Below are 4,202 nucleotides of genomic sequence, written 5' to 3' on the forward strand. Positions count from 1 at the left end.
CGATATATCCAGAATCAGTCAGGAGGCGCTATCCCTCCCCACCCGGGTGGGGAATCCCGCGCCTTACGTTGAAATGGGCTGGGGAACTCCCGCCAACCCAGATGCCCCCGCCCCCCTGTCCTAAAACTCCCGTCCTCGCCCAAAGGCCAGCACCTCCTCCACCCCCAGGCGGGGCTTGCGCGGCAAGTTGCCCGCGGCGGGGTAGCCCACTGCCAGCAACATCACCGGCACGTAGCGGTCGGCAATCCTGAACTCCCGTTTCACCCCCTCTGGGTCAAAGCCAATCATCGGCCCGCTCACCAAGCCCTTTGCCTGGGCCGCGATCATCAGTGCCATGGCCGCCAGCGCCCCGGAGCGAATTGCCTCATCCCGCGCCAAGGCAGGGTTGTTGGCGTAGGTGGCTTGGGCCATGTTGACCCAGCTTTCCGCCCGTTCCGGAGGGAGGATCCCGGCGGCCACAGCCCTTTGGACAATCTCAGGCAGCTTCTCATAGCCTTTCAGATCCCCCAGGACAATAAACACCACCGCCGCATCCGCCACCTTCTGTTGGTTGTAGGCCAGGGCCTTAAGGCGCTCTTTGTCCTCGGGAGCCGTGACAGCAACAAACCGCCAGTGCTGGATGTTGAAGGAGGAAGGAGCTTCCGTGGCATAGGCCACCAGCTCGCGGATCTCCGCTTCCGATAGAAGCTGTCTGGGATCGAACTTGTCAGCGGAGATGCGCGCTTTTATGGCAGCTAGAGCGTCCATCGCAATCCTCGAAGCTGAAAGGTCAGGAGCCGGAAGGCTGCTGATCCCAGGACTAAAGGCAGAGTTGGTGGGCAACCATACATTCTGGGTTCAAACGGTCCGCCCCTTCTAGGTTATTTCCTTTTTAGCTGCTCTGAGGCAACCGGTGCGCTGAGCCTTGGCAAGCAGCCCCGCCGGCCAAACGGGATCCCTGGCCCAAAGGCAGGTATGATAAGGAGATAACCAAGGCTCTGGCCCGCAACATTGGATTTTGCGGGGTCACAGACCGGCAATGGCGAGCGGCGTGGTTGATGGGGAGAGATAACCTGTGAATTTCGGTCGCGTGCTGACGGCAATGGTGACCCCCTTTACGCCTGAGGGGGAGCTTAACTACGAAGAAGCCGCTCGTTTGGCTGATTACTTGGTAACCCACGGCAGCGATGGCTTGGTGGTCTGCGGCACCACTGGCGAGTCTCCCACCCTAACCTGGCAAGAGGAGTACGAACTGTTCCGCGTGGTGCGAGATGCGGTGGCCGGTCGGGCTAAAGTTATCGCCGGCACGGGATCCAACTCCACCCGCGAGGCCATCGAAGCCACCAAAAAAGCTGCCCAATTGGGTTTGGATGGCTCTTTACAAGTGGTGCCCTACTACAACAAGCCCACCCAGGCTGGCCTCTATCAGCACTTTAAGGCGATTGCCCAAGCCAGCGACCTGCCCATCATGCTCTACAATATTCCCGGTCGGACGGGGGTGAGCCTGCAGCCGGAAACGGTGGCGAAACTAGCGGAGTTGGAAACGATTGTCGCCATCAAGGAAGCTAGTGGTACAATGGATGTAGTTTCGGAAATTCGGCGGCTTACTCCCCCACATTTCGGCATCTATTCAGGAGATGACTCTCTGACACTGCCGATCTTATCTTTGGGAGGCAGCGGTGTGGTCAGTGTAGCCAGCCACTTGGTTGGGCCGCAACTGCAGGAGTTGATCCAAAGCTACAGCAGCGGACAACACGGCCAAGCTTTGACCTATCATTTGCGTCTGTTTCCACTGTTTAAGGCTTTGTTCATCGAGACCAACCCTGTTCCCATCAAAGCAGCGCTAGAGATGCAGGGTTGGCGAGTGGGGCAGGTGCGCCCTCCGCTGGTGCCTCTCCAGGCCAGTTCTCTACAGGTTTTACGGCAAGTGCTGCAAGAAGTAGGCCTCCTGGCTGAAGCGCAGGGATCCGAACGAAGGACGGCGAAGGCTTCATGATCCCATCTTTATGACATTTTCTTAGGTTTTGCCTTTACCATGACGAGAGTTTTTCAAGGGTTGGGGGGTCTTCTGTGGCGTTTGAGCTGTGACTAGGGCCGTTTTTCTTCTAAAGTTTTTGCTTTTTCCCCACCGGGAAAGAGATAAATTGCGACCGCGGAATCCGGCTTTTACCTATGACCTTGCGGGTAAGTTTGCTGGGATTTGTCTACACCAGTTTTTGTCTGTTTGACTGTCACTGTTGAGGATCTAAAGCTAATATGCCAACACCACGGACTTCCATTGCTTCCCGTCCTGCGGCCTCGGCAGCCAAGCCCACTGCCTCGCTGCAGATGATCCCGCTAGGAGGCGAGCGGGAGATCGGCAAAAACACCTGGGCCTTCCGCTACGAGGATGACATCATCCTGCTGGATGCCGGTTTGGCTTTCCCCGATGAGAGCATGCACGGCATCAACATCGTGCTGCCGGACATGACCTACATCAAGCAAAACCGCGATAAAGTGCGGGGGATGGTGGTTACCCACGGCCACGAAGATCACATCGGCGGGATCCCGTATCACCTACGAGAATTCGACATTCCGGTCATCTATGGCCCGCGTTTGGCGCTGGCGTTGCTGGAGGACAAGCTCCGCGATGTGGGGCTGTTGAACCGCACAGAATTGCGCCCGGTTGGGCCGCGGGATATCGTGCCCCTGAGCAAGTACTTCTTTGCTGAGTTTATCCGCAACACCCACTCTTTTCCCGATAGCTTCACGGTGGCTCTGCACACGCCGGTGGGTGTTGTCATCCAGACGGGCGACTTCAAGATTGACCACACGCCGGTGGATGGGGAGCGCTTCGACCTACAGCGACTGGCCGAACATGGGGAAAAGGGGGTGCTGTGTCTGATTAGCGACTCCACCAACGCCGAGGTGCCTGGGTTTACTCCTTCCGAAGCCTCGGTGGTGCCAGGCCTTACCAAGGCGATTGCGGGAGCCAAGGGACGGGTGATCATCACTACCTTCGCTTCTTCGGTACACCGCCTCAATTTGGTGTTGCAGATTGCCGAGCAGCAGGGCCGGGTGGTGTCTCTGTTGGGCCGCTCCATGCTGAACGTGGTGGCTCACGCGCGGCGCTTAGGCTACATCCGCTGCAAGGACGAGACGCTGCAGCCGATGCATGTCATCAACAGCTTGCCGGACGACCAGGTAATCATCCTCACCACGGGATCCCAAGGCGAACCGCTGGCTGCTCTGACCCGCATCGCCAACGGCGAGCACCCGCAGTTGCAGATCAAGCCAGGAGACACAGTGATCTGGTCGGCCAACCCCATTCCCGGCAACACGCTGGCAGTAACGCGGGTGATCGACAAGCTGATGGAGCTGGGAGCCGATGTCATCTACGGCAAAGACAAGGGGCTGCACGTCTCCGGCCACGGCTGCCAGGAAGACCAGAAGCTGATGATTGCCCTCACCCGTCCTAAGTTCTTTGTTCCCACTCATGGGGAATACCGCATGCTGGTCAAGCACGCTGAAACGGCAATGAGCATGGGGATCCCGCGGGAAAACATCGTGATCATCGGCAACGGCGATGTAGTGGAGGTGAACCAGGAGCGCATTGCTGTCGTCGGCAAGGTGCCCACGGGGGTACAGATGATTGCCGCTTCCCACGATGGGGTGGTCATGGACGAGATGCTGCAGGAGCGCCAGCAGATGGCCAAAGATGGCATGGTGACGGTAGTCATCAGCTTGGATGGCAGTGGCCAGTTGCTCTGCACGCCGCAGGTGCAAAGTTTGGGCCTGGCGGGTGAGGGCAATTCCTTTAAAGGATCCGACCTAAAACCCCTGCTGGAGGACACCCTCAAGCAAGCTTGGCCGCGCTTTGCCCGCTCGCTGGAGCGAGGCAGGCTGGAGATCGACTGGGCCGGCCTCAAGGGGGAGGTGGAGCGGGTGGTGCGCCGCTTTGTCCGCGAACAACTGCCCGGCAAGCCGACGGTACTGGTTTTTGTCCAGTCGCCTGAAGAGGAGTCTGTGCCGGTCACCTCTCTGCCAGTTGGCGAAGTGCGGCAGGAGCAGGTAACCTTGGGGCGGCGGCGGCGCTCCTCGGCGGCGGTGGCGGCTTCGTAAGAGGGGGTGGCTGGCTCTCACGGCTTCCCTGGGCTGGAGAAGGGGAGTTCTGCTTTTGGGAAGCTGCTAGACGAGAGCTCTGCCAATGCCTCGGGAGAAAGGGATCCCACCTCGCTAAAGGG

The 4,202-nt window shown here is 59.0% G+C and carries 3 protein-coding genes; 2 read left to right on the forward strand and 1 reads right to left on the reverse strand.

From position 1 onward, the window contains the following. Nucleotides 1–120: 120 nt before the first annotated feature. Nucleotides 121–747, reverse strand: a complete 627-nt coding sequence (locus NW841_RS08865; protein WP_414386128.1) for a nitroreductase family protein — start codon at nt 745–747, stop codon at nt 121–123. A 307-nt stretch (nt 748–1,054) separates the two neighbouring features. Here NW841_RS08865 and dapA point away from each other — a divergent pair, with 307 nt between their 5' ends. Together dapA and NW841_RS08875 are read left to right on the forward strand one after the other, a co-directional pair. Next, complete coding sequence (dapA, locus tag NW841_RS08870) at nt 1,055–1,975, forward strand: 4-hydroxy-tetrahydrodipicolinate synthase (RefSeq protein WP_414366061.1); 921 nt, start codon at nt 1,055–1,057, stop codon at nt 1,973–1,975. A 260-nt stretch (nt 1,976–2,235) separates the two neighbouring features. Next, entirely contained in the window at nt 2,236–4,080 is a 1,845-nt protein-coding gene (locus tag NW841_RS08875; RefSeq protein WP_414366058.1) for a ribonuclease J, read from the forward strand. Nucleotides 4,081–4,202: the final 122 nt, after the last annotated feature.

The organism is Synechococcus sp. H60.3, from assembly GCF_047462295.1.
In the GTDB taxonomy this organism is placed as follows: Bacteria; Cyanobacteriota; Cyanobacteriia; order Thermostichales; family Thermostichaceae; genus Thermostichus.

Coding starts and splice junctions, on each gene's coding strand:
- NW841_RS08865 (WP_414386128.1), bottom strand. CDS start 747: ATGGACGCTCTAGCTGCCATAAAAGCGCGCATCTCCGCTGACAAGTTC.
- NW841_RS08875 (WP_414366058.1), top strand. CDS start 2,236: ATGCCAACACCACGGACTTCCATTGCTTCCCGTCCTGCGGCCTCGGCA.